16 protein-coding genes are annotated in these 21,708 nt (G+C 69.3%); 12 read left to right on the plus strand and 4 right to left on the minus strand.

Annotation, left to right across the window (positions count from 1 at the left end; genetic code table 11):
- Positions 1-12: 12 nt before the first annotated feature.
- Both AB5J62_RS27065 and AB5J62_RS27070 read left to right on the plus strand, forming a co-directional pair.
- Positions 13-1,074 (plus strand): alpha/beta hydrolase, encoded by a 1,062-nt coding sequence (locus AB5J62_RS27065; RefSeq protein ID WP_370942736.1) that lies wholly within the window; start codon positions 13-15, stop codon positions 1,072-1,074.
- A 54-nt stretch (positions 1,075-1,128) separates the two neighbouring features.
- A complete protein-coding gene (locus AB5J62_RS27070; protein WP_370942737.1) occupies positions 1,129-1,938 on the plus strand; it encodes an LLM class flavin-dependent oxidoreductase in 810 nt (269 codons plus the stop codon).
- A gap of 4 nt (positions 1,939-1,942) precedes the next feature.
- Here AB5J62_RS27070 and AB5J62_RS27075 read toward each other — a convergent pair whose 3' ends face one another.
- The 3 genes from AB5J62_RS27075 to AB5J62_RS27085 form a co-directional block, all read right to left on the minus strand.
- Complete coding sequence (locus tag AB5J62_RS27075; RefSeq protein WP_370942738.1) at positions 1,943-3,073, minus strand: sensor histidine kinase; 1,131 nt, start codon at positions 3,071-3,073, stop codon at positions 1,943-1,945.
- Entirely contained in the window at positions 3,070-3,747 is a 678-nt protein-coding gene (locus AB5J62_RS27080; protein ID WP_370942739.1) for a response regulator transcription factor, read from the minus strand. The genes AB5J62_RS27075 and AB5J62_RS27080 overlap by 4 nt, the downstream gene beginning before the upstream one ends.
- Positions 3,748-3,849: 102 nt before the next feature.
- Positions 3,850-5,313 carry a PucR family transcriptional regulator gene (locus AB5J62_RS27085; RefSeq protein WP_370942740.1) on the minus strand — a complete coding sequence of 488 codons (1,464 nt, stop codon included), beginning with the start codon at positions 5,311-5,313 and terminating at the stop codon, positions 3,850-3,852.
- 107 nt (positions 5,314-5,420) lie between these two features.
- On the opposite strand from AB5J62_RS27085, the gene AB5J62_RS27090 reads away from it, so the two are divergent.
- The 7 genes from AB5J62_RS27090 (at position 5,421) to AB5J62_RS27120 (ending at position 14,738) form a co-directional block, all read left to right on the plus strand.
- Complete coding sequence (locus AB5J62_RS27090) at positions 5,421-6,878, plus strand: sodium:solute symporter (protein ID WP_370942741.1); 1,458 nt, start codon at positions 5,421-5,423, stop codon at positions 6,876-6,878.
- Entirely contained in the window at positions 6,875-7,822 is a 948-nt protein-coding gene (gene speB / locus AB5J62_RS27095) for an agmatinase (RefSeq protein ID WP_176968778.1), read from the plus strand. The genes AB5J62_RS27090 and speB overlap by 4 nt, the downstream gene beginning before the upstream one ends.
- Positions 7,823-9,475, plus strand: coding sequence for a thiamine pyrophosphate-binding protein (locus AB5J62_RS27100; protein WP_370942742.1), 1,653 nt, complete (start codon positions 7,823-7,825; stop codon positions 9,473-9,475).
- Complete coding sequence (locus tag AB5J62_RS27105) at positions 9,472-10,878, plus strand: aminobutyraldehyde dehydrogenase (RefSeq protein ID WP_370942743.1); 1,407 nt, start codon at positions 9,472-9,474, stop codon at positions 10,876-10,878. The genes AB5J62_RS27100 and AB5J62_RS27105 overlap by 4 nt, the downstream gene beginning before the upstream one ends.
- 289 nt (positions 10,879-11,167) lie before the next feature.
- A complete protein-coding gene (locus AB5J62_RS27110) occupies positions 11,168-12,043 on the plus strand; it encodes a hypothetical protein (RefSeq protein ID WP_370942744.1) in 876 nt (291 codons plus the stop codon).
- 39 nt (positions 12,044-12,082) lie between these two features.
- Positions 12,083-13,651, plus strand: coding sequence for a discoidin domain-containing protein (locus AB5J62_RS27115; RefSeq protein ID WP_370942745.1), 1,569 nt, complete (start codon positions 12,083-12,085; stop codon positions 13,649-13,651).
- Positions 13,652-13,724: 73 nt separating this feature from the next.
- Positions 13,725-14,738 (plus strand): TolB family protein, encoded by a 1,014-nt coding sequence (locus AB5J62_RS27120; protein WP_370942746.1) that lies wholly within the window; start codon positions 13,725-13,727, stop codon positions 14,736-14,738.
- Positions 14,739-15,128: 390 nt separating this feature from the next.
- On the opposite strand, the gene dxs is transcribed toward AB5J62_RS27120, so the two are convergent.
- Positions 15,129-17,048: a 1-deoxy-D-xylulose-5-phosphate synthase gene (gene dxs, locus AB5J62_RS27125; protein WP_370942747.1), complete on the minus strand. Its 1,920-nt coding sequence runs from the start codon at positions 17,046-17,048 to the stop codon at positions 15,129-15,131.
- A gap of 112 nt (positions 17,049-17,160) precedes the next feature.
- On the opposite strand from dxs, the gene AB5J62_RS27130 reads away from it, so the two are divergent.
- From AB5J62_RS27130 to AB5J62_RS27140, 3 genes are read left to right on the plus strand one after another with little or no spacing between them, the layout of a single operon-like run.
- Complete coding sequence (locus AB5J62_RS27130; protein WP_370942748.1) at positions 17,161-18,639, plus strand: aldehyde dehydrogenase family protein; 1,479 nt, start codon at positions 17,161-17,163, stop codon at positions 18,637-18,639.
- A 14-nt stretch (positions 18,640-18,653) separates the two neighbouring features.
- Positions 18,654-20,153, plus strand: a complete 1,500-nt coding sequence (locus AB5J62_RS27135; RefSeq protein ID WP_370942749.1) for an APC family permease — start codon at positions 18,654-18,656, stop codon at positions 20,151-20,153.
- The gene (locus tag AB5J62_RS27140) at positions 20,146-21,690 is read left to right on the plus strand and encodes a GMC family oxidoreductase (protein WP_370942750.1); all 1,545 of its coding nucleotides are present in this window, start codon (positions 20,146-20,148) and stop codon (positions 21,688-21,690) included. Before AB5J62_RS27135 ends, AB5J62_RS27140 begins: the two co-directional genes overlap by 8 nt.
- Positions 21,691-21,708: the final 18 nt, after the last annotated feature.

A 21,708-nucleotide genomic window follows, 5' to 3' on the forward strand; every position in this document is an offset into this window, starting at 1 on the left:
AAGTTCGGCCGTATGCCGAGAAGCCTCTTCCTGCGCGCGATCATGGCCGCGCTGCGGTTCCTGCTGAACCTGCCGGAGCCGCTGCTGCGCGTGGTCGCAGGCCGTCCCGTCGAGGTGGACGGGCAGCGGCTGGCGACCACGGCGCAGGTCATGATCCGCGTTTCGAAGCTGGCGCCGTTCGACTATCCGCACACCAACGGCAGCGTCGAGCGGGCGCGCGGCGAGCTCAACGCCGCGGGTGTGCTGGCGGGCGCAGGCATCCGGGTGCGGGTGCGCACCACCGATTCGTCGTGCAAGGGCTCGGGCGGGGCGATCCCGTTGCGGCTCTACGAACCGCACGGGGTCGCCGCGCCAGGCCCGGCGCTGGTGTTCTTCCACGGCGGCGGTTTCGTGCTGGGCAGCATCGACACGCACGACGGCGCGTGCCGCTATCTGGCGGCCGAAGCGGGCGTTCGCGTCATTTCGGTCGATTACCGGCTCGCGCCGGAGAACCGTTTCCCCGCCGCGGTCGAGGACGCGCTCGCCGCCTTCGAGCATGTGCACGCGAACCACGAGGACTTCGGCGCGGACCCGGGGCGGATCGCGGTCGGTGGCGACTCCAGCGGCGGCAACCTCGCGGCGGTCGTCGCGCACGCGGGCGCGCGCGGTGACATCCCGTGCCCGGCGTTCAGCCTGCTGCTGAACCCGGCGACGGACGCGTTCGGCACGCACGCGTCGCATGAGCTGTTCGGCCTCGGTTTCCGGCTCGACACCGAGGAACGCGACTGGTACCGCGACAGTTATCTGGTCGACTTGGCGCTGTGCCGCGACCCGCGCGCGTCGGTGCTCTACGACGAGCAGCTCGAAGGCCTGCCGCCGACTTACGTGGCGACTTCCGGTTTCGACCCGCTGCGCGACGAAGGCGAGGCGTACGCGCGCCGCCTCCAGGACGCCGGTGTCCCGGTCGTGCTCAGGCGGCACGAAGGGCTGCTGCACGGCTTCGCGAGCCGCGCGGGTGTCGACCCCGACGCGCGCGTCGCCTTGCAGCACGCGGCAGGCGTTTTACGGGCGGGTTTGGCGCTCACCGCCCCATGAGCCGCGCGTTTTCGCCATACTGGAAGGAGTCGAATTCCTTGGGGTGATGGAAGAATGACATTCCGGTTCGGAGTCGTCGCGGCCGCGCAAAGCGGCGCGGACCACTGGCTGGCCACCGCGCGCCGCGCGGAAGAGCTCGGCTACTCGACCTTGCTGACGCCCGACAACCTGCACCTGCCTTCGCCGTCGGTCTCGCTCGCCATCGCCGCGGGCGTCACGACCACCTTGCGCGTCGGCACTTTCGTCTACGCGGGCCCGCTACGCACGCCACGCGCGACGGCGTGGGAAGCGCACAGTCTGTCGCTGCTCACCGGCGGCCGGTTCGAGCTGGGCATCGGCACCGGACTGCCGTCGATGCGCGAGCAGGCGGAAGAACTCGGCCTGCCGTATGGGAACGCGGCCGAACGGCTGGCGCAGATCGGCACCACGATCGACCACGTCCGGCAGCTCGACGGCGAGGCGCACACCCCGGTGATGATCGCCGCGCGCGGCCCGAAAGCCCGTGCGCTGGCGGCCGAACGGGCGGACATCGCGATGCTCTCGTTCGACACGCTCCAGACCCGTGACGAGGCGAAGTCGATCATCGGCGACATCCGGACGGCGGCCGGTGACCGCGAACTCGAGTACGCGATGAACATCTTCGTGGTCGGCGAGGAGATCCCGCCGTGGATCCGGGGGTTCATCGGCGCCGACATCGAGACGCTGATCAAGCACGACTCGCTGACCATGCTGCGCGGCAGCGTCGACGAGATGGCCGCCGAGCTGGAACGCCGCCGCGACGACTTCGGCGTCTCCTATGTGACGGTGAACGGCTGGTTCATGGAGGCTTTCGCCCCGCTGGTCGAGCGGCTCGCGGGCAAGTAAGTCCTCACTGGCGCAGGGCCGGCAGGCGGACCGTCACCGAGAGGCCGCCGCCGACGACGGGTTCGGCCGTCACCGCGCCGCCGTGCGCCTGCACGGCGGCGCGGACGATCGACAGGCCGAGCCCGGCGCCGTTGCGCGCGGTCCGGGCGACGCCCGCGCGGCGGAACGGCTCGAAGAGCTCCTCCACCATCGCGGGATCGACGAGCCCGCCGGACGAGCGCACCTGCAGGACCGACCATTGTGGACTCGGCAGCACCGTGACATCCAGCCAGCCGCCTTCGACGTTGTGCCGCACCGCGTTCTCCAGCAGGTTCCCGGCGACGCGTTCGAGCAGCGCGGGATCGCCGAAGACGCCGGCGGGCGGGGTGCTGAACTCGGCGCGGATGTGCCGGTGCTCGGCCTCGCGTTCGACCGCGCGCCAAGCACTTCCGGCCACGGCGGCGAGGTCGACCGGCTCGCGGACCACCAGGCCCGCGCCGTCGGTGCGGGCCAGCAGGAGCAGCGAGTTGACCAGCTGACCGGCGCGCTCGGTCGCCGCCCTGACCACGCCCGCCATCCGGCGCAGCTCGGCCTCGTCGGCGGCGTCGTCGGCCAGTGTCACGTCGAGCTCGGTGCGGATGACCGCGAGCGGGGTGCGCAGCTCGTGGCTGGCGTTGGCGACGAAGCGGCGCTGCGCGTCGAACGCGGACTGCAGCCGGTCGAGCATGTCGTCGAAGGTGTGCGCGAGCTCGGCGAGCTCGCCCCGTGACTCGCGCGAGCCGATGCGCTCCCCCATCGACTCGACCTGCAGCCGCCGCGCGGTGCCGGTGATGTCGCGCAGCGGGCGGAGCACGCGCGAGGTGAACGTCCAGGCGAGAATCCCGGTCGCGGACACCACGAACACGAACGCGATCGAGCCGAAGACCAGCACGTTCGCGCGCGCGTGCCGGCGCAGATGGTCGGCGAGCGCGGACGCGTCGACGTCGACGCCGTCGACCCGGACCGCGGTGCCCGGCGGCATCTGCGGGACGGCGGCCACGGCGTCGCCGACGAGTTTCCAGGCCAGCCAGAGCAGGCCGAGGCTGGCGACGGCGGCGAGGCCGGTGGCCAGCAGCGTGATGCGGGCTCGCAGGCCCCGCACCGGGATCAGTTTCACCCCGCAGTTGTACCCGTCACGGGCACCCGGTAGCCCGACCCCACGACGGTTTCGATGATCCCGGGTTCGCCGAGCTTCTTGCGCAAGGTCATCACGGTCACGCGCACGGTCGTGGTGAACGGATCGGCGTTCTCGTCCCACACCCGTTCGAGCAGCTCCTCGCTGGAGACGACCGACCCGGCCGCCGACAGCAGCACCTCGAGCACGCCGAACTCCTTGCGGGTCAGATCGACCGGCCCGGTGCTGCGCCGCACGGTCCGCTTCGCCGGGTCGAGCTCGACGTCACCGGCGGTCAGCAGCGGCGGCGCGGCGGGCGTGGCGCGCCGCCCGAGCGCGCGCACCCGCGCGACCAGCTCGGGAAACGCGAACGGCTTGGCCAGGTAGTCGTCGGCGCCGAGTGAAAGCCCCTCGACCCGGTCGGAGACGGACCCGCTCGCGGTCAGCATCAGCACCCGCGTCAGCTCACCCGAGCTCACGATCTCGCGGCACAGCTCATCGCCGGACATGCCGGGCAGGTCCCGGTCCAGCAGCACCACGTCGTAGCGCGTGATGGCCGCCTTCTCATGACCGTCGTCGCCGTTGAGCGCGATGTCCACGGCCATGCCCTCACGACGCAGCCCGCGGGCGATCGCGTCGGCCAAGGGCTCTTCGTCTTCAACTACCAGAATCCGCACGCCACTACGTTGCCATAGTTTCCTGAGAGTGACCTTTAAGGACTTGACACCCGGGCGAGTGGGCTCGTGAGTGTTTAGACCGGTTAGAACCGGCCGGAACGCTCACGACCCCCATTTCAGGGCGAACCACAGCTCCATCCGGGTCTCGGGGTCGGCGAGGTCGACGGAAAGGGCCCGCTCGATCTGCCCGATCCGGTGCCGCACGCTGTTCCGGTGCACGCCCAGTGCCACCGCCGTCCGGTCCCACCCGCCGTGATGAGCCAGCCAAGTCCGCAGCGTCTCGACCAGCTCGCTGTCCCGTGACTCGTCCAGCGCGCGCAAAGGCGCCAGCAAAGCGGCCGCGAAGCCACTGGCCGCCGCGGGCGTGACCAGCGAGGCCAACCCGGTCGCGTCCGCCACGACCGGGCGTTGCAAAGCCCGCGCACGGTCTAACAAGGCTTCAGACTCCGCCAAAGCATCTGGCAAACCCGAAGCAGGCACCGAAGCCCCGACCACCGCCAGCCAGCCATGCGCGCGGAGATCGTCCAAGTCCGGCACGGCCGAAGCGATCGCGACGAAACCGTCGGCCGTCACCTCGACCAGGGGCGTGTCGAGACGCGCACGCAGCCAGTCGTAGCGGGACGCGACCTCGTCCGGCCCTCGCCGGAACGGAACCCCGCGCACGAGCCGGGATTCACCCAGTCCGACAGCCCGGCCGAGCAGCAAAGCCGTCGCGACCGCGCCCAGAGAAGCAGCGTCCGAGCCCGTCCGCCCAGCCAGCCCGAGCAACGCGGCGCCGACCGCGAGGATCGTGCGGTCCGTGCGGTCGAAACGCCGAGCCCGACCGGTCACCAGCAGATGCGACGCCGTCGCCTGCGGGTAGACGGGCTGCGCGACGACGAAGGTCCCGTCCGGCAGCTCGGTCGTCGCGATGCGGATGCCCGACCCGGCGCGCAGGGTCGTCACCAGCTCGCCCACTTCGGCGGGCAGCGGGCGGGGTGCGCCGCGGTCGGCCGCGAACTCGCCGGAGGTGTCGACGAGAGCGACCCAAGCGTCCATGCGGGTGGCCAATGTCGTCGCCAACTCGCCCAAACCGTCGCCGGCGGCGCGGGTCAATGCCTCCCTGGCGTCGGCCACGCGGCGTTGCTCGCGGTGGGATGCCTCGCTCAAGGCGTCGGCGACCGCGCGGCTGATCGCCAGGAACGGGGTGCGGGGCGGGACGACGAGCAGTGGCAGGCCGTGGCGGACACACGATCGGCGCAGCCGGTCCGGCAGCGCCGGGAACAGCTCGGGGGTCAGGCCGAAGCCGAGCGCGGTGATGCCGCTCGCGCTCAGCCCGCGCACGTAGAGATCGACTTCGCCGGCCGAGGACGACAGGTTCACGCCCGCCGACAGCAGCAGTTCGTCGCCCAGCAGGTACGGCCCCGGCTCCCGCATCTCGCTCACGTGCGCCCAGCGGACCGGCAGGTCCAGCGCGCCAGGGCGGAGGCTCTCGGTGACGAAGCGGAGGCCGAGGTCCAAGTTGCCGGCGACCGCCCGTAACGGGACATTTACGGCTGAGGCGATCGCATCCGGGTTCGTGGTCATTTCGACTCAAAGATACGTCACTGAGGATGAAACGTCCCATGTCGCTCATGGTGACGCCGCCCCTACGGTGACCCGGACAAGCAGGACCGAGCAGTGAGGAGAACACCGTGGCCGGTGATTACGCGGTGATCGCGCTCTACGTGGCTGGCATGATCGGGATCGGCTGGTGGGGACTCAAGCTCGCCAAGACCAAGTCCGACTACCTCGTCGCGGGCCGCAGGCTCGGCTGGTTCATGTACTCCGGCACCATGTCGGCCGTCGTGCTCGGCGGCGCGTCGACCATCGGCGGGATCGGGCTCGGCTACAAGTTCGGCATCTCGGGCGCCTGGCTGGTGCTCTCGATCGGGATCGGCATCATCGTGCTGCACGCGGTGTTCGCGCGGCGGCTGGTGAAACTGCGCGTGTACACCGTCGGCGAGATGCTCGACCTGCGCTACGGCGGCTCGACCAGCGCCATCTCCGGCGTGGTCATGTGGGCGTACACGCTGATGCTGACCGTCACCTCGACGCTGGCGTTCTCGACCGTGGTCAAGGTGATGTTCGACGTCCCGTCCGCGGTCGGCATCGGCATCGGCGGCGGGATCGTGGTGCTCTACTCGGTGCTCGGCGGCATGTGGTCGATCACGCTGACCGACATCGCGCAGTTCGTGATCAAGACGATCGGCATCCTGTTCATCCTGCTGCCGGTCGCGCTGAGCAAGGCTGGCGGCTTCGACGGCATGCGCGCCCGTCTCGACGCCAGCTACTTCGAGTTCACCGCGATCGGCGGCGAAACGATCGTCACGCTGCTGCTCGTCTACGGCTTCGGGCTGCTGATCGGCCAGGACATCTGGCAGCGCGTGTTCACCGCGCGCACGCCGAAGATCGCCACCGGCGGCGGCCTCATCTCCGGCACGTACTGCCTGGTCTACGCCGTCTCCGGGGCGCTGATCGGCACCGCCGCGAAGTCGCTCTACCCGAACCTCGCCAGCAAGGACGAGGCGTTCGCGACGATCGTCGAGGACCTGCTGCCGACCGGCGTGCGCGGCCTGGTGCTGGCCGCCGCGCTGTCCGCGATGATGTCGACCGCCAGCGGCGCGCTGATCGCCTGCTCGACCGTGAGCACCGCCGACCTGCTCGCCAAGTTCCGTGGCAAGACGGCCGGGGACGACGACGTCCACAAGAACCGGATGACCACGCTGGTGCTCGGCCTGGTCGCGATCGGCATCGCCATGGTGGTGACCAGCGTGATCGACGCGCTGACCATCGCCTACGACATCCTGGTCGGCGGGCTGCTGGTCGCGATCGTCGGCGCGCTGTTCTGGAAGCGCGGCACCCGCGAGGGCGCGCTGGTCTCGATGATCGCCGGGACCGTGGCCGTGGTCGCGTTCATGGTCATCGACGGCGTCGACGCCAACAGCCCCATCTACTGGGGACTCGGCGCGAGCCTGGTGACTTATGTCCTGGTCAGTCTGCTGACGCCGCGGACGCCGGAGGCCATCCTGAGTGTGTGGACCCGCCGCCTGAACGGCGACGAGGCCGTCGAAGAAGAACCCGTCAACCAGAAGCAGGAGCTCGCGAAGTGACCGACCAGACCCCGATCGGCCCCGTTGACTCGTCGAAGGTGCCCCGGTTCGCCGGGTTCGCCACCTTCGCCCGCCTGCCCCGCATCGACGAGGTCGAGCGCGCGGACGTGGCCGTGGTCGGGATCCCGTTCGACTCGGGTGTCTCGTACCGGCCCGGCGCGCGGTTCGGCCCCGCCGCGGTGCGCGAGGCGAGCCGCCTGCTCCGGCCGTACCACCCCGGCCTCGACGTCTCGCCGTTCGCCGAGAAGCAGGTGGTGGACGCCGGTGACATCGCGGTCAACCCGTTCAACATCGGCGAGGCGATCGAGACCATCCAGGACACGGCCGAGCGGATGACGGCCGACGGCACCAGGCTGGTCACCATCGGCGGTGACCACACGATCGCGCTGCCGCTGCTCAGGGCCGCGGCGAAGCTGCACGGGCCGGTCGCGATGCTGCACTTCGACGCGCACCTCGACACCTGGGACACCTACTTCGGCGCGCCGTACACGCACGGCACCCCGTTCCGGCGCGCGTCGGAGGAGGGCATCCTCGACACCGAGGCGCTCTCGCACGTCGGCACGCGCGGCCCGCTCTACGGCAAGCGCGACCTCGAAGAGGACCGCCGTCTCGGCTTCGGCATCGTCACCTCGGGCGACGTGCTCAAGCGCGGGATCGACGAGACGGTCGACGCGCTGCGCCAGCGCATCGGCGACCGCCCGCTCTACATCTCGATCGACATCGACGTGCTCGACCCGGCGCACGCGCCCGGCACCGGCACGCCGGAGGCGGGCGGCATGACCAGCCGTGAGCTGCTGGAGATCCTGCGCGGGCTGCGCGATCTGAACCTCATCGGCGGCGACGTCGTCGAGCTCGCGCCCGCTTACGATCATGCCGAGATCACCGCCATCGCGGCTTCACACGTGGCGTACGACCTGGTGAGCCTGCTGAGCTTGGGGAAGTGAATGTCTGATCAGGAACGCATCGGCGGCGACGTGGTCGTCGAGACACTGCGCGCGCTCGGCGCCGAGACCGTGTTCGGCCTGCCTGGCCAGCACGCGCTCGGCCTGTTCGAAGCGCTGCGCCGGGCGCCCGACCTGCGGGTGATCAGCTCGCGGGTGGAGAACAACCTGGCGTTCGCGGCCGACGGGCACGCCCGCGCGCTGCTGGCGGCCGATCCCGGCGGACCGGCCCCGGTCACGCCGATGATCGTGTCGACCGGTCCCGGCGCGCTGCTGACCTTGGCCTCGCTGCAGGAATCGCACGAGGCGTCGGTGCCCGTGCTCGGTATTTCGAGCCAGGTCCCGGTCGCCGGGCTCGGTGGCGGGCGGCACGGCTACCTGCACGAACTGCCTGACCAGGCGGCGAGTTTCCGTGACGTGGTGAAGTCGGTGCACGTGGTGCGCACCGTGAGCCAGATCCCGACCGCGCTGCGCGAAGCCTGGGAGTCCGCCGCGACCGTGCCGTACGGGCCGGCGTGGGTCGAGATTCCGCAGGACGTGCTGTTGCAGGCGACGACTTTGCCGCGGATCACGTCGGTCACCGTCGCGCCGAAGCCGCTCGCTCCGCTGCCGGAGCTGGTCGCGGAAGCAGCGAAACTCCTTGGTGCGGCCAAGAATCCGGTGATCCTCGCGGGTGGTGGCGCGTCGCGTTCCGGCGCGCAGGCCGAGTTGAAGGCAGTGGCGGAGGCCTTGCGCGCGCCGGTGTTCTCGACGTTCGGCGGCAAGGGCGTCTTCGGCTGGGATCACCCGCTGTCCGCGCAGTCGTGGATGGAGGACTGGCACAGCACCGAGTTCCTGCAGGACGCGGATGTGTTGCTGGTACTGGGTTCCGGGCTCGGCGAGGTGTCGAGCAACTACCGCGAGTTCGCGCCGCGCGGCAGGATGATCCAGGTCGACGCCGATCTCTACAAGCTGGAGTCGAACTACCCCGGCCTCGGTATCCACGCCGACATCAAGCTGACGCTCGAAGCGCTGCTGGAATGGGTGCCGATGCGCGAGTCGGACGGCCGCGCCGAGGCCGCGGTCGCCGAGGTGCTCGCCAAGGTCAAGTCCCGGTTGGACACTCAGCCGCTCGACGTCGAACGCAAGCTCATCGACGACATCCGCGCGGCCGTTCCCGAAGGCACGCAGACCTTCTGGGACATGACGATCGCCGCCTACTGGGCCTGGTCGGCCTGGAACTCCGACAACGCGCCGATCCACACCTCGCAGGGCGCGGGCGGGCTCGGCTACGGCCTGCCCGGCGCGCTCGGCGGCGCGGCGGCCACGGGTGGCCCGGCGCTCGCCGTGTCCGGCGACGGCGGCGCGATGTACAGCGTCGCGGAGCTCGCGACGGCCGTGCAGCACGAGCTGGACGTCACCTGGCTGATCGTCGACGACGGCGGCTACGGCATCCTGCGCGAGTACCTGACCGGCGCGTTCGGCCAGTCCACCGCGACCGAGCTGGCGCGGCCGGACTTCGTCGCGCTGGCCCAGTCGTTCGGGGTGCCCGCCACGATGTCCACTGTGGACACGATCGGCACCGACCTCGGCAAGGCGCTGCGCACGCCTGGCCCGAACGTCGTCGTGCTGCCCGCGCTGCTGAAGATGTTCGCCGCGACCCACTTGGAGAAGTGATGACTGTTCTGAACTTCGTGGACGGCAAGGAAGCACCGGCGGCGGGTGACCGCACGCTGGAGCTGGTGGACCCCACGACCGGCAAGGTGTTCGACACCAGCGTCCTGTCGGAACAGTCCGATGTGGACGCCGCGCTGGCCGCGGCCGAGCGCGCGTTCAAGGTATGGCGCAAGAGCACGCCCGCGCAGCGTCAGCTGGCACTGCTGAAGATCGCCGACGCGCTGGAAGCCCGCGCCGGCGAGTTCGCGGACGCCGAAGTCCGCGAGACCGGCAAGATCCGCCAGGTCGTGCTCGAGGAGGAGATCCCGGAATGCGTGAGCGCGCTGCGGTTCTTCGCGGGCGCGGCACGGCACCTCGAAGGCACCGCCGCCGGTGAGTACTCGCCAGGCCTGTCGTCGGTCATCCGGCGCGAGCCGATCGGCGTCTGCGCGCAGATCGCGCCGTGGAACTACCCGCTGATGATGGGTGTCTGGAAGATCGCGCCCGCGCTGGCGGCGGGCAACACCGTCGTGCTGAAGCCCGCCGAGACGACGCCGAGCACGGCCGTGCTGCTGGCCAAGGTGGCGGCCGAATTCCTGCCGTCCGGCGCGTTCAACGTGCTCTGCGGCGACCGCGACACCGGCCGCGCGCTGGTCAAGCACCCGATCACCGAGCTGGTGTCGATCACCGGCTCCACCCGCGCCGGCATCGACGTCGCGACGGTCGCGGCGGCCGATCTCAAGCGCACGCACCTGGAACTCGGCGGCAACGCGCCGCTGCTGGTCTTCGACGACGTCGACGTGGCCGCGGCCGCCGAGGGCATCGTCGGCGCCGCGTTCTACAACGCCGGCCAGGACTGCACGGCGGGCAGCCGGGTGCTGGTGCACGAGTCGATCCACGACGCGTTCGTCGACGCGCTGACCAAGACCGCCGCCGCCCAGACGCCCGGCGAGGACTACGGGCCGCTCAACAGCGCGCCGCAGTTCGAGCGCGTGTCCGGGCTCGTCGCGCGGGTGCCCGCGCACGCGCGGGTCCACACCGGCGGGTCGCGGCACGGTGCGGACGGGTTCTACTACGCCCCCACGGTGATCTCGGGGCTGGCGCAGGACGACGAGATCGTCCAGGAGGAGATCTTCGGCCCGGTCATCACCGTGCAGAAGTTCGGCTCCGAGGACGAGGCCGTCACGCTGGCGAACGGCGTCCCGTACGGGCTCGCGTCGTCGATCTGGACGAACGACCACTCGCGGGCGGTGCGCGTGTCCGGCGAGCTGGACTTCGGCTGCGTCTGGATCAACACGCACGGCCCGCTGGTCTCGGAAATGCCCCACGGCGGTTTCGGGCACTCGGGGCACGGAAAGGATCTGTCGGGTTACGCGTTTAACGAATACACCCGCGTCAAGCATGTGATGACGAATTTCGCCTGACCGGCCCGGCGGGGGCTGCCGAACATTCTGCAATGGCTTGCCGGCACCGGTTCACGAAGTTACAGTCCACTTCGTAAGGAAACTTGCCAAACATGCCGTTTGTCGTGGTTCGCGAGTCCCCCGCCGGCCCGAAGGAGTCCTGCTGACGTTTGCACAATTTGATGGAATGCCACCTCGGAGCCGGATTTCCGGACCGCGGTGACTTACCATGCCCACGCTCGGACCATTCCGCCTATTCATGCACAATTGACTCATTGATCGTTTCGCGATTACTGCCTATTTTCCCTTTATGAAAATCGCGAACCTCGGAGTCATCTCGGCGCTCACCCTCGCCGCCGTCGCCTTCCCGGCCACCGCACAGGCCGACGACGGCTGGCAGTCCATCGGTGAGGGCATGACGGCGGGCGTCAGCGGGATCGCGGTGCTGAGCAGGCACGCCGGCCGGATCGACGCGCTCGTCGTTCGCGACAACAAGAAGCCGGGCGAGAACCGGGCGCTACGGGTGCGGCTGAAGGGCGGGAAGGTGACCGGTGCCGAGCCGCTCGAGTGGCCTGGCGAGCTGCCGGTCGACCTGGAGTCGGTCGAGCCGGTGCCGGGGCGCCCCGGGGAGTACATCGCGCTGGCCAGTGCGGGCAAGGGCTTCCACATCAGGGTCAGCGGCCTGTGCCTGACCGTGCTCGGCACGTTCACCGTGCCGAAGGGCGACGCCGCCGACAACTACGAGAGCTTCGCGCTGAAGAAGGTGGACGGCAGGCTGTTCGCGGTGTGGGCCGATCGTGGCCAGGACGCCAGGCCCGCGACGCTCTACTCCGCCGCGTTCGACGTGGCGAAGCTGACGTTCGGCGCGGTGAAGTCGTTGCCGTTCCGGGTTTCCTACCCGGCCAAGGACGTCCGCCACGCCTCGGACCTGGAGATCACCAAGGACAACCGCGTGCTGATCACGGCCGCGTCGGATCCCGGTGACGCGGGCCCGTTCGACTCAGCCGTCTACGCCGCGGGCACCCTGCGCGCCGACGGGTCGATCACCCTCACCGCCACACCGGTGAAGATCGGCGATTACCCCGGCCACAAGATCGAGGCGCTGACCTGCCTCACCGACTCCTGTGGCCGGGTGCTGTACGGAACCGATGACGAACAGGGCGGCGGCCGGGTCCGGATCGGCTGACCGAGTGATCGTCCGACCCTGATGAGCCGAGAGGCGAGAATGAAGCGAAGAATCAACACCAGTGTGGTCGCGTTGGCCGCGATCGCGTTGCTGGCGCAGCCGCTGATCGCGGCGGGCGCCGGAGCGGCGACGGACTCACTGCTCTCCTTGGGCAAGACCGTCACCACCTCGTCCGACGAGAACACCGGTGTGGCGGGCAAACTCGCCGTCGACGGTGACTTCACCACCCGATGGGCGAGCGTCGAGGGCAAGGATCCGCAGTGGCTCTCGGTCGACCTCGGCGGCCCGGCGAAGATCTCCAGGGTCAAGATCGCCTGGGAGTCGTCCTACGCCATCGCCTACAAGGTGCAGGCCTCCGACGACGGCAAGACCTGGCGTGACGTCAAGTCGATCACGAACGGCGACGGCTACGTCGACGAGTTCACCGGGCTCGACCTGACCGCACGCCACATCCGGGTCTACGGCACCAAACGCGCGCTCCCGTACGGCTACTCGATCTACGAGGTCGAGGTCTACGGCGTCCGCACCGGCTCCGGCGACATCGACCCGCCGTCGGTGCCCGCCGGGCTGAAGCAGGCTTCGGCAACCCCGAACACCATCGACCTGTCCTGGGACGCGTCGACGGACAACGTCGGCGTCACCGGCTACGAGATCCTGCGCGGCGGGAACCTCATCGGCACGTCCACGACGCCGAGTTACACCGACACCTCGCTCGCGGCGGGCTGGGACTTCAACTACGAGGTGCGGGCACGGGACGCGGCGGGCAACCTGTCCGCGCAGAGCCCCGCGCTCGTCGCGAAGACCCAGCCGTCGGCCGACACCGGCACGGTGATCGCCGTGGCCGGTGACATCGCCAAGCCGGAGCTGCCGTCGACCCACCAGCAGACCGCCGATCTGGTCACCAAGATCAACCCGCAGTACGTGATCACCCTCGGCGACAACCAGTACGACAACGGCACTTTCGAGGAGTTCCAGAACTTCTACGACAAGAGCTGGGGCAAGTTCAAGAGCATCACCAAGCCGATCACCGGCAACCACGAGTGGAACAACAAGCTCGCCGGGTACAAGAAGTACTTCGGCGCGATCGCCTACCCGCAGGGCAAGCCGTACTACAGCTACGACATCGGTGACTTCCACTTCGTCGCGGCCGACTCGAATCCCGTCTACGAAGGTGGCGGCTCCGAGCAGATCACCTGGATCCGCAAGGACCTCGAGAAGAACAAGAAGGCCTGCGTCGTCGGGCTCTGGCACCACCCGCGCTTCAACTCCGGCGCGGACGGCGACCAGAAGGGCGTCTCCTCGCTGTGGAACGAGATGGCGAAGGCCAAGGCCGACGTGGTCTTCTCCGGGCATGACCACCACTACGAGCGGACGCAGCCACTGAACACCTCCGGCAAGGTCGACACCGCCAACGGCGTGCGCTCGGTCATCGCCGGCATCGGCGGCGACGGCCTCTACATGGACTTCAAGGCGCGTACCGGCGTCGAGAAGATCTTCGGCAAGCACGGAATCCTCAAGCTGGTCCTCAACGGGAAGTCGTATTCCTGGGAGGTCATCGGCCTCGATGGCCAGCTGCTCGACAAGGCGGGTCCGTACACCTGCCGATGACGCCGTGGTCCGGTGCCGCTCCCTTTTGCCGGCGGTGGCACCGGACCCGGTTTTTCAGTGTGGAAGGAGTCAGGTGAACCTCCGAGCGAAGACCGCGATCGCCGTCGCGGGCTCGGCCGTCTTGATCGCGGCCTCGGTGTTCTACGTGGTGCAGGCGAAGGCCAACAACCCCGGTCAGCAGGAAGCCGACGCCTCGGTGCTCGTCGACCGCGGGCAGCCCGCCGTGCTGACCGAGCCGGGCAGGCTGGTGTTCCGCAACGACGCGCCGGGACCGGACCACGGCAAGGTCGCCTCGGTCGCCGTCGGCGACCCCGGCGGCGCACGCCGGGTCAGCGGCCTCGCCTGCGAACGCTTCTACGTCACCAAGGCCCGCGGTCTGTGCCTGGCGAACGATCCCGGCGCGATCAAGGGCTCGGTCGCCTCCTTTGTGGACGGTGCGCTCGCGGAGGTCAAACGGGTCGACGTCGCGGGCGTGCCCAACCGCGCCAAGCTCTCCCCCGACGGCCGCATGGCCAGCTGGACGACGTTCGCCGCGGGCGACTCGTACGCGCAGCCCGGCAGTTTCTCGACGCGCACCGCCATCATGGACCGCGAGAAGGACGAGCTGTCGGCCAACATCGAAGGCATCCTGCTGTTCATCGACGGCACGCAGCATCTCGCCCAGGACGTCAACTACTGGGGTGTCACGTTCGCGTCCGACAACCGGACCTTCTACGCCACGGTCGGGTCGGGCGGAAAGACCTATCTGGTCAAGGGCGACAACGAGGCCTGGCGCGTCGAGTCACTCCGCGAGAACGTCGAATGCCCGTCGCTGTCCCCCGACGGCACCAAGATCGCGTTCAAGAAGCGGGTCGAGCCGGGCCCGTGGCGTGAGCACGTGCTCGACCTGACGACGATGAAGGAGACCCCGCTCGCGGAGACGCGCAGCGTGGACGACCAAGCCGTCTGGCTCGACGACCAGACGATCGCCTACTCGCTTCCCCGCCGGCCGGGTGGCGTGAGCGACATCTGGGCGAGCGCGGCGGACGGCTCGGGAACGCCGCGTCTGCTGGTCTCCCAAGCCTTCTCGCCCTCGGTCACCAGCTGAGTCGTGAGTGGTATGGCCGGTTCTAACGAGGGGAAGGGCAACTGTGGCGTGTTGGTGTTCGGACACGTCCGTTCGTGTGGTCGCGAAGGCGCCGGGTCGGGCCGGGGGTGCGAGGGGAGCCCCTGCTTCGTTGGGTGCAGCAGGGTTTCCCCTCGCTTCAGCCCTCGCACCCGCAACACTCACGACCCTCGCGGAGTAAAGCGGGCTTTATCCCGCACACCACAGCCCTCGACTATCCGCGAGTGGTAACTCTGCTCCGCTAGATGCAGCAGAGTCACCACTCACACCCCGCTCGCACCCTGACTTGGTGCCCGGCGAGCCCGCGACCGCGACCGACACGCCACCCTTGGGGTTTCCGCTCAAATAACCGGCGGTACCACTCACGACCCGCTACTCCTGGGAGGCGACGGGCTCCTCGCTCTTGGCGGGCGTGGGGGCGAGGTTGGCCGTCCACTCGGTCACGCGGCGCGCGACGTCCTGCGCGGTCAGGCCGAGGCGGGTGAGCACCTCGTCGCGCGAGGCGTGCTCGTGGAACTCCTGCGGCACCGCGAGGTCGCGCAGCGGCACGTCGCACTCGGCGTCGCGGAAGACCGCCGAGAGTGCCGAGCCGAAGCCGCCGTGGCGGCCGCTGTCCTCCACGGTCACCACGAGCTTGTGCTGCGACGCCAGCGCGACCAGCTCGCCGGGCACCGGCAGCACCCAGCGCGGGTCGACGACCGTCACGCCGATGCCCTGGTCCGCCAGGCGGTCCGCCGCGGCGAGGCCGAGCTTCGCGAACGCGCCGACCGCGACCAGCAGGACATCGGCCTCGGCCGACGCCGCCGGGCGGCGCAGTACGTCCACGACGCCGACCCGCTCGACCGCGGGCACCGAGTCGACGACACCGCCGCGCGAGAAGCGCAGCGCGCTGGGACCGTCCGAAATGGACACCGCCTCGCGCAGTTCTTCGCGCAGGGTAAGGGCGTCACGGGGCGCGGCGACGTGCATGCCGGGGACCATGCCGAGCAGCGAGAGGTCCCACATGCCGTGGTGGCTCTTGCCGTCGGGGCCGGTGATGCCCGCGCGGTCGAGGATCAGCGTGACGGGCTGCTTGTGCAGCGCGACGTCCATCAGCAGCTGGTCGAACGCGCGGTTGAGGAACGTCGAGTAGATCGCGACGACCGGGTGCAGGCCGCCCATCGCGAGACCCGCCGCGGAGGTGACCGCGTGCTGCTCGGCGATGCCGACGTCGTACCAGCGGTCGGGGAAGGCCTCGGCGAACTTGTGCAGGCCGGTCGAGCGGAGCATGGCGGCGGTGATGGCCACCACGTCGTCGCGGTCGTGGCCGATCTTGACCATCTCGTCGGCGAAGACGCCGGTCCAGCTCGGGCCCTTGACCGGGGGCAGGCCGGTCTCGGGGTCGATCGCGTCGGTCTGGTGCATCTGGTCGTGCTCGTCGGAGACGGCGGGCTCGTAGCCGTGCCCCTTCTCCGTCGCGACGTGCACGATGACCGTGCCACCGAAGGTCTTGGCGTGCTGGAAGGCCTTCTCCAGCGCGACGAGGTCGTGCCCGTCGACCGGGCCGACGTACTTGATGCCGAGATCGGAGAACATCGGCTGGTGCAGCACGGCGTCCTTCAGGCCCGCCTTGGCCGCGTGCAGCGCCGCGTAGATCGGCTTGCCGACGACCGGGACGCGCTGCAGCATCGAGCGGCCCATGTCGAGGAAGCGCTCGTAGCCTGGCTTGAGCCGCAGCGACGCGAGGTTCTCCGCGAAGCCGCCGATGGTCGGCGAGTACGAGCGGCCGTTGTCGTTGACCACGATGATGACCGGGCGCGAGCGGTCGGCCGCGATGTTGTTGAGCGCCTCCCAGCACATACCGCCGGTGAGCGCGCCGTCACCGACGACGGCGATCGCGTGGCGTCGCTCACCGGCCAGCTTGAACGCCTTCGCGAGGCCGTCCACGTACGACAGCGCGGTCGAGGCGTGGCTGTTCTCGACGAGGTCGTGCTCGCTCTCGTCGCGCGCCGGGTAGCCGGTGACCCCGCCGACCTGCCGCAGCTTGTCGAACCCGGCCTGCCGCCCGGTGACGATCTTGTGCACGTAGGCCTGGTGGCCGACGTCCCACACGATCGCGTCACGCGGTGAGTCGAAGACGCGGTGCAGCGCCAGCGTCAGTTCGACGACACCGAGGTTCGGGCCGAGGTGGCCGCCTGCCAGGCGGACCTTCTCGACGAGGAAGTCACGGATCTCCGCGGCCAGACCGCCGAGCTGCTCGTGATCCATCCGCTTCAAGTCAGCCGGTCCGTTGACGGACTCCAGCATCGTCACACCCCACCTCTCACCTGTTAGTCCGCACAGTCTATCGACGAGTGGCGGTGTTCGACTGTGACCGCGATAATCACACCTTCGGCGTAGACGGATGAGCCCTTGGAGTGGCTTGATGGCGGATTTCTTCATTGGCGGCCGTTGGGTCGACTCGGTGGCCGGCGGCACGAGGGAGATTCGCTGTCCAGCGGACAACTCCCTGGTCGCGACGGTCGCCGAGGCGGTGCCCGAAGACACCGTGGCGGCCATCACCGCCGCCAGAGTGGCCTACGACACCGGCACATGGCCGTCCACCCCCGCCGCCGAACGGGGGAACCTCCTGCTGAGGACCGCGGACCTGCTCGACCGCGACGCCGCGGCCTTCGCCCGCGCCGAGTCACTCGATACGGGTAAGCGGCTCGTCGAGAGCGAGTACGACATGGCCGACATCGCGGCCTGCCTCCGCTACTTCGGCAAGCTCGCCGGCCAGGACGCCGGGCGGATCGTGGACACGGGCAGCGCGGATTCGTTCAGCCGGATCGTGTACGAGCCGATCGGCGTCTGCGGCCTCATCACCCCATGGAATTACCCGCTGCTGCAGACCGTGTGGAAGATCGCACCGGCGCTGGCGGCCGGGAACACCTTCGTTCTCAAGCCCAGTGAGCTGACCCCGCACACCGCGATCATGTTCATGAAGCTGCTGGCCGAGGCCGGGCTGCCCGACGGCGTCGCCAACCTCGTGCTGGGCGCCGGGCCGAGCGCGGGCGCGCCGCTGTCCGAGCATCCGGACGTCGACCTGGTGTCGTTCACCGGCGGGCTGGCGACCGGCAGGATCATCGCCGCGGCGGCGGCCGCGACCGTCAAGAAGGTCGCGCTGGAACTCGGCGGCAAGAACCCCAACGTGGTCTTCGCCGACGCCGACTTCGACACCGCCGTCGACTACGCGCTCACCGCGGTGTTCCTCCACTCCGGCCAGGTCTGCTCGGCGGGCGCTCGGCTGATCGTCGCGCAGGAGTGGCACGACGAGTTCGTCGCCGAGGTCGTGCGCCGCGCCGAGCTCATCCGGCTCGGCGGCCCGTTCGACGAGCGCGCGGAGACCGGCCCGCTCATCTCGGCCGCGCACCGCGACAAGGTCGAAACCTATGTGGCCAAAACGATCGAGGAAGGCGCGAAGCTCCTCACCGGCGGCAAGCGGCCCGACGATCCCGCGCTGCGGGACGGCTACTACTACCTGCCGACCGTGCTGGACAACGTCAAACCGGGTGGCTTCGCCGTCACCGAGGAGTCGTTCGGCCCGGTCCTGACCATCGAGACCTTCGCCGACGAGGACGAGGCAGTCCGCCTCGCCAACGACACCCACTACGGGCTCGCGGGCGGCGTCTTCACCAACGACGCCTCGCGCGCGCAACGCGTCGCGGGCAGGCTCCGGCACGGAACCGTGTGGATCAACGACTATCACCCGTACCTGCCGCAGGCGGAATGGGGCGGCTTCAAGCAGTCCGGCGTCGGGCGTGAGCTCGGCCCGACCGGATTCGGGGAGTACCAGGAGATCAAGCACATCTATCAGAACCTCAAGCCCGCCCCGCAGCGGTGGTTCTCCGGGGAGCCCGCCTAGCGAAAGGACACGTTATGTCGACGGATGACGGTCTCGCAGGGTTCGGTTACAAACAGGAACTAGAACGGACGCTAGGCAACTTCCACACCTTCGCCGCCGGCATCAGCTACATCTCGATCCTGACCGGCACGTTCCAGCTCTTCTACTTCGGTTTTTCGTTCGGTGGCCCGGCTTACTGGTGGTCGTGGCCGCTGGTGTTCGTCGGCCAGCTGATGGTCGCGCTGTCCTTCGCCGAGCTGGCCGCGCACTACCCGGTCGCCGGTTCGATCTACAACTGGTCGAAGAAGCTCGGCAACCCGCACGTGGCGTGGCTCGCGGGCTGGATGATGCTCACCGCGTCGATCGTGACGATCGCGGCCGTGGCGCTGGCGTACCAGATCACGCTGCCGCAGATCGCCTCGTTCTTCCAGTTCGTCGACGACGCCGCGGTCAACGCGGTCATCCTCGGCGGGATCCTGATCCTGTTCACCACGCTCGTGAACGCCTGGGGCGTCAAGCTGATGGCGACGCTCAACAGCGTCGGCGTGTTCATCGAGCTGATCGCCGCGGTGCTGCTGATCATCGCGCTGGCGGTGAACATCACGCGCGGGCCGTCCGTGGTGATGGAGACCCACGACAAGGGCGCCGGGCAGCCGTGGGGCTACTTCGGGGCGTTCTTGGTGGCGTCACTGGCTTCCACGTACGTCATGTACGGCTTCGACACGGCGAGTTCGCTCGGCGAGGAGTCGCACGACCCGCGCAAGAACGCGCCCAAGGCGATCATGCGGGCGCTCGTCGCGTCGTTCGTGATCGGCGGGCTCATCCTGCTGTTCGCGCTGATGGCCGTCGGCGACATCGACAACCCCGAGATCGACACGGGCGGCCTGCAGTTCATCGTGCTGGACGTGCTGGGCAGCACGGTCGGCAAGATCTTCCTGATCGCCGTGGTCATCGCCATCACCGTGTGCAACCTGGCGGTGCAGTCGGCGGCGATCCGGATGATGTTCGCGATGGCCCGCGACAACAACCTGCCCGCCGGGTCGAGGCTCGCGCGGGTCTCGCCGAAGACCAAGACGCCGGTGGTGCCCGCGGTGATCACCGGCGTGCTCGCGCTGCTGATCCTGGTGGTCAACATCAACCAGCCGCAGATCTTCACGGTGATCACCAGCATCGGCATCATCATGATCTACCTGGCGTACCTGCTGGTGACCGTGCCGATGCTGCTCAAACGGCTGCGCGGCGAGTGGCCGCCGCCCGAGCAGCCCGGTCAGAAGTACTTCTCCCTGGGCAAGTTCGGCCTGCCGGTCAACATCATCGGCGTGCTGTGGGGCGGCGCGGTCGTGGTGAACCTGGCCTGGCCGCGGCGCGACGTCTACAACGCGACGCCGCCGTATCACTGGTATCTGGAATGGGGCGCGGTGCTGTTCGTCGGCATCGTGGCTCTGGTCGGGTTCGCGTACTACTGGTTCGTGCTGCGGCACAAGACCGGGGTGCTGGCCGACCACGCGGCGATCGAGGAGGTTCTGGGTGACTGACGAATACGACTACATCGTGGTCGGCGGCGGCACGGCGGGCTCGGTGGTCGCGGCGAGACTGACCGAGGACCCCTCGGTCACGGTCTGCCTGCTGGAGGCCGGACCGTCCGATGTGGACGATGACGCGGTGCTCTCGCTGACCAAGTGGATGGCGCTGCTGGAGTCGGGCTACGACTGGGATTACCTTGTCGAGCCGCAGGAATCGGGCAACTCGTTCCTGCGGCACGCGCGGGCCCGCGTGCTCGGCGGCTGCTCGTCGCACAACTCGTGCATCGCCTTCTGGGCGCCCGCCGAGGACCTGGACGAGTGGGCCTCGCTCGGCCTGCCAGGCTGGTCCGCGTCCGACGTTTTCCCGCTGTACAAGCGACTCGAGACCAATGACGGCCCTGGCGATCACCACGGCCGCTCCGGTCCGGTGACCATCCGCTCGGTCAAACCCCACGACCCGACCGGCGTCGCGCTGCTCGAAGCCTGCGCACAGGCGGGCATCCCCACGACCGAGTTCAACTCCGGCAAGACGGTCACCCACGGCGCGAACTGGTTCCAGATCAACGCCCGCGAGGACGGCACCCGGTCGTCGGCCTCGGTCTCGTACCTGCACCCGGCGCTGGACCGCCCCAACCTCGATGTCCGCACCGGCGCCCGCGTCCGGCGGCTGCTCTTCGACGGCAAACGCTGCACCGGCGCCGAATACCTGGCCGACGACCTGATCCACGGCGTCCCGCTGCGCGCGCGGCGCGAGGTCATCCTGAGTTCGGGCGCGATCGACACGCCCAAGCTGCTCATGCTCTCCGGCATCGGCCCGGCGTCGCATCTGCGTGAGGTCGGCGTCGACGTGCTCGTCGACTCCCCCGGCGTCGGCTCGAACCTCCAGGACCACCCCGAGGGCGTGATCCAATGGGACGCCAAGCGGCCCATGGTCACCGAATCCACGCAGTGGTGGGAAATCGGGATCTTCACCACGACCGAGGACGGCCTCGACCGGCCCGACCTGATGTTCCACTACGGGTCCGTGCCGTTCGACATGAACACACTGCGCCACGGCTATCCCACGACCGAGAACGGCTTCTGCCTGACGCCGAACGTCACGCGCAGCCGGTCAACGGGCACGGTTCGCTTGCGCAGCAGGGATTACCGCGACAAGCCCCGCGTCGATCCCCGGTACTTCAGCGACCCGCACGACATGCGCGTCATGACCTACGGCATCCGCCTGGCCCGCAAGATCGCTTCACAGCCCGCGCTCGCGGAGTGGGCGGGCGCCGAACTCGCGCCGGGCCCGGGCGCCCGGTCCGACGACGAGATCGCCGACTACCTGCGCAAGACCCACAACACGGTCTACCACCCGTCGTGCACGGCGAAGATGGGCGGTGACGACGACCCGATGGCCGTGCTCGACGCCCGCCTGCGCGTCCGCGGTGTCGACGGCCTGCGGGTCGCCGACGGCTCGGCGATGCCGTTCCTGGTCGCGGTCAACCCGTGCATCACGACCATGGCCATCGGCGAGAAATGCGCCGACCTCCTCAAGGAAGACGCCTGAAAAGCTCGTGAACCCGGG

Source organism: Amycolatopsis sp. cg5 (assembly GCF_041346955.1).
Taxonomy (GTDB): Bacteria; Actinomycetota; Actinomycetes; order Mycobacteriales; family Pseudonocardiaceae; genus Amycolatopsis.

What these genes read in the sequence shown, in the direction of transcription:
- AB5J62_RS27110 (WP_370942744.1), top strand. Translation starts at nt 11,168, where the DNA reads ATGAAAATCGCGAACCTCGGAGTCATCTCGGCGCTCACCCTCGCCGCC.
- AB5J62_RS27070 (WP_370942737.1), top strand. Translation starts at nt 1,129, where the DNA reads ATGACATTCCGGTTCGGAGTCGTCGCGGCCGCGCAAAGCGGCGCGGAC.
- AB5J62_RS27135 (WP_370942749.1), top strand. Translation starts at nt 18,654, where the DNA reads ATGTCGACGGATGACGGTCTCGCAGGGTTCGGTTACAAACAGGAACTA.
- AB5J62_RS27065 (WP_370942736.1), top strand. Translation starts at nt 13, where the DNA reads ATGCCGAGAAGCCTCTTCCTGCGCGCGATCATGGCCGCGCTGCGGTTC.
- AB5J62_RS27085 (WP_370942740.1), bottom strand. Translation starts at nt 5,313, where the DNA reads ATGACCACGAACCCGGATGCGATCGCCTCAGCCGTAAATGTCCCGTTA.
- AB5J62_RS27115 (WP_370942745.1), top strand. Translation starts at nt 12,083, where the DNA reads ATGAAGCGAAGAATCAACACCAGTGTGGTCGCGTTGGCCGCGATCGCG.
- AB5J62_RS27130 (WP_370942748.1), top strand. Translation starts at nt 17,161, where the DNA reads ATGGCGGATTTCTTCATTGGCGGCCGTTGGGTCGACTCGGTGGCCGGC.
- AB5J62_RS27100 (WP_370942742.1), top strand. Translation starts at nt 7,823, where the DNA reads ATGTCTGATCAGGAACGCATCGGCGGCGACGTGGTCGTCGAGACACTG.